This is a genomic window from Prevotella sp. 20925_1_30 (assembly GCF_041433025.1).
In the GTDB taxonomy this organism is placed as follows: domain Bacteria; phylum Bacteroidota; class Bacteroidia; order Bacteroidales; family Bacteroidaceae; genus Prevotella; species Prevotella vespertina.
In genome coordinates this window covers 1-3,184 of record NZ_JAPWAR010000056.1, presented here as the reverse complement: position 1 = coordinate 3,184, position 3,184 = coordinate 1, and the positions used below count along the sequence as shown (strand labels likewise).

The following is a 3,184-nucleotide window of genomic DNA, read 5'->3' as shown; positions in this document are numbered from 1 at the left end:
CCCCACAGCTTCGCCAGTGCCCTGTAAAGCATCAGGAACGCACTTATCTCATATACATGAGTGTGCTTATCCTTTCTGCTTTACAGAACACAGGCTACGCTGAAACCCTTAAAACAGACAGTGCTGTTTTAATCCCTTGAAAACCACTGTCTCATGTTCTACGAAGCATTTCGACAAAGGTTTTCAAGGGACTTTGGGAGAGCGGTTATGACAGTATCTTGTTTTAAAGCCTACGGCAACTTTGCTATTCTTTACCCTTTAGTTTAGGGCGAAGCCCTGCATCCTTTGTTATCGCTTACACTCCTTACATACACAGTCTGGCTTTAATTTTCCTTTGCAAAGGTAAGCAAGGTCGTAAGAACACAAAGTACTGCAACACTATTTAAGAATATTCTCACGGCAGCCTTCCGCAAATCAAAGATTTGGGTTTTCCATGAGAATATCCTTAAATTACTTTGCTTATCTTCCTAATGACCTTCTACCTTATTTGCACGTAAAATTTAAAAGCCCGACAGTGATGCTGCAATAGTAGTTGAACGAAAGGGAAATGTATCATTCAAATAATATGAATATGAAACAGGAAATAAAGAAAGCAGTCTTGGATGTTATAATGGCTTCCATTGATAAAGGTAACTATGGTATGTTATCAACAAGAGAGGCTTCGTATCATAGTTATAAGATTTTGGCTACTGAGAAAGTACAAATCAAAGGAAACAATATTATGCAAGATGGTAAACTTGTAGGAGTTATTAAAAGGCGATATTCGTCAAGAAAGGTACAGCTTATGTATAAGGAGCTAAAACCTTGTATAGTATGGTCATAAGATTTTGTTTTTGTAGCATAAATAAAATGAGATATGATTAAAGTAGCAGATAGTATTTATTCATCAGGGCGAAAAGGCTTTTTTGAGGTGGAGGTTACAGAGGGGTTGATAACCGTAAATGGAGTAAGAATGAAAATAGTATATGATAAGAGGTATACATTTTGCTTAGATAACAACACATGTGTAAGAACACGTAATAATCAGGCATTAAAGCGTATATTGAAACAACCGAATTTTCATGATTTAGCAATACAGATTTGTGAGCATGTAATTAAGTTTGGGAAATAACAATTTAAAGATATAGAATATGGCAAATTGGGCAAGTACAAGCTATGCTATCGAAGGTAGCAAGAGCGATTTAGCGAGAGTGTCTAATGTGATAAACAGCTTTATGAAAGGCAATACAAAGCCTGTTGAAGCAAACGCTTCAAAGGAATGGGAAGGCAATATCGTTAAAGCTTTAGGAGCAACAGACGAGCAGATGAAGAACAACTATTTACGTGGTTTTATTCAAACGTATGAAATCATAGATGGTGTTCTTCACTTGGAGGCAGAAGAAGCATGGGGAGCAACGGATTTTCGTCATCTTTTGGTAAAGCTCATGCCCGAGCTAACCATCTACTACATTGTTGAAGAATGTGGTTGTGAAGTCTATGCAACTAATGATTGTGATGGTAAATATTTCACGGAGAGCTACTATGTCGATATTTGCATCGACGGAGATTACTTTAGTGAGTATTTTGACACCGAAAAACAAGTTTTAGCTTATGTGGCTCAACTGTTGAAGAAAGAATCGGTGACAATGAAAGATATAGATGAATGGAACGAGGAACAAGATGATAGTGAAAACTACATCTATGTTCATGAGTTCAAGTATGTAGCTTAAAGAAGGTAACGGAGGGGATTAACCACCCCTCCACAAACAAGACAATGAAATGAATATACCAACATCAATTAAAGTTCTGACAGTTGTAGCACCAGACGCAACTGTTATTTATCAACAAGTGTATGTCAATAATGATTATGCAGCTACTGCTGACAGGGATAGACAAGCAAATTTACACAAAAATTTGCTCCTTAATGGAGGTATGATTTGCTTAAAGCAGTTTTAAGACATGGGTTATGAAGAGTAATAGATAACGGAGGGAGTAATCGTCCCTCTACAAACAACAATATGCAACACCAAAATTTTTATCACCAATATACTTCTATCCAGGAAGAAGAAATAAGAGTTCTAAACGAAGCATTACGCAATAAAACCGACAAGGAGTTTCATTGGTATGCTGACTTCCCTTATGTTATTGCTGACCTCTCTACTTGTGATGGTCATGTAGATGCAAAAGTAATGGCAGTAAAGTATCCTATCACCCTTTCAAGCGGTATCCTCATAATACCCGATGAGGACAACGAGATAACCTGAATTATTACATTAATCAGTCTATATGTTTCAAAGTAACATATAGAGTCGTTAACCATAACGAGTAGTTGCGTTATCAGTAACGAGTAACACTGCAATATAATTATTAAATTGTATCTAATTGAAAACAAAGAAGTTACCTTGATTGTAAAATTGAATAGGTAACAATTTGGAAACGAGCGAGCTACTTGGCTTTGCTGTTTTCTGCCTAACAAAGAACGCTTGTTATTCTGTTTGCAAAGATAATACTTTGTTACCGAATAACAAGCATTTTCAAAGAAATATTCACATATCTGCATTTTGGATTGTTGCTGTTGGAGTTGCTATAATCCTCTCCCTCGCTTCTTCTTTCTGTTAGCTTGGTTTCTGAGTTTGCGCTGCCATGCGGTTTCGGCATAGTCATCGCCATGTGTCGTTGGTGTAATCATTCCGCCTACTCCCTCCACCAAATCATCGGCTGTGCTGATGGCTGCATCTGCCATATCTCTTATAGTTTGTGCGATTTTTGGCGTTTCCTTAGTTGGTGGTGGACTGTATGAACGGCTTGGGGGTACGAGCTGATAGCCTACTTCCTTGGTATCTGTATGCTCTGACGATTTGCGAATTACTTGGTCAGATATATTCGTATCGGCTTTCTTATCTGCCTCGAAGTTCTTTTGCAAAGAACGGTAGCCAAACTCTCTGCCTACTTCCGATGCCTTGAACGCATATTCTCCGTATGAGAACTTCAAGCCATAGACCTTGCCCTGTTTGTTCCTCATGCGCTCTATGGTTACTCCATGCTTGTTCAACTCATAGAGGAACATAGAATGTCCTATGATACCTGTACTTTTGTACTTTTCAAGTAGAGTATAGCATATTCTTTGTAGTTCTCTCTTTGTTTCCTCTCTTGTGGGATTGGCTTTTGCTTTCTTATGTTTCCTTTTGATTTTGACTTCCTTTGC

General features: G+C 37.9%; 5 protein-coding genes and 1 pseudogene. 5 read left to right on the top strand and 1 reads right to left on the bottom strand.

Features of this window, described 5'->3' with window-relative positions; genetic code table 11:
- The first annotated feature begins 571 nt into the window (after positions 1 to 571).
- The 5 genes from O3603_RS11905 (at position 572) to O3603_RS11885 (ending at position 2,243) form a co-directional block, all read left to right on the top strand.
- A complete protein-coding gene (locus tag O3603_RS11905) occupies positions 572 to 823 on the top strand; it encodes a hypothetical protein (protein WP_156787961.1) in 252 nt (83 codons plus the stop codon).
- Positions 824 to 856: 33 nt separating this feature from the next.
- The gene (locus O3603_RS11900; RefSeq protein ID WP_036895395.1) at positions 857 to 1,111 is read left to right on the top strand and encodes a hypothetical protein; all 255 of its coding nucleotides are present in this window, start codon (positions 857 to 859) and stop codon (positions 1,109 to 1,111) included.
- 19 nt (positions 1,112 to 1,130) lie between these two features.
- The gene (locus O3603_RS11895; protein WP_371523037.1) at positions 1,131 to 1,709 is read left to right on the top strand and encodes a hypothetical protein; all 579 of its coding nucleotides are present in this window, start codon (positions 1,131 to 1,133) and stop codon (positions 1,707 to 1,709) included.
- Between the two features lie 49 nt (positions 1,710 to 1,758).
- The gene (locus O3603_RS11890) at positions 1,759 to 1,935 is read left to right on the top strand and encodes a hypothetical protein (protein ID WP_371523036.1); all 177 of its coding nucleotides are present in this window, start codon (positions 1,759 to 1,761) and stop codon (positions 1,933 to 1,935) included.
- 62 nt (positions 1,936 to 1,997) lie between these two features.
- Positions 1,998 to 2,243 (top strand): hypothetical protein, encoded by a 246-nt coding sequence (locus O3603_RS11885; RefSeq protein WP_371523035.1) that lies wholly within the window; start codon positions 1,998 to 2,000, stop codon positions 2,241 to 2,243.
- Between the two features lie 320 nt (positions 2,244 to 2,563).
- Here the strand turns inward: O3603_RS11885 and O3603_RS11880 are convergent.
- Positions 2,564 to 3,184 (bottom strand): annotated as a pseudogene (locus O3603_RS11880) (mobilization protein); the annotation flags it as partial.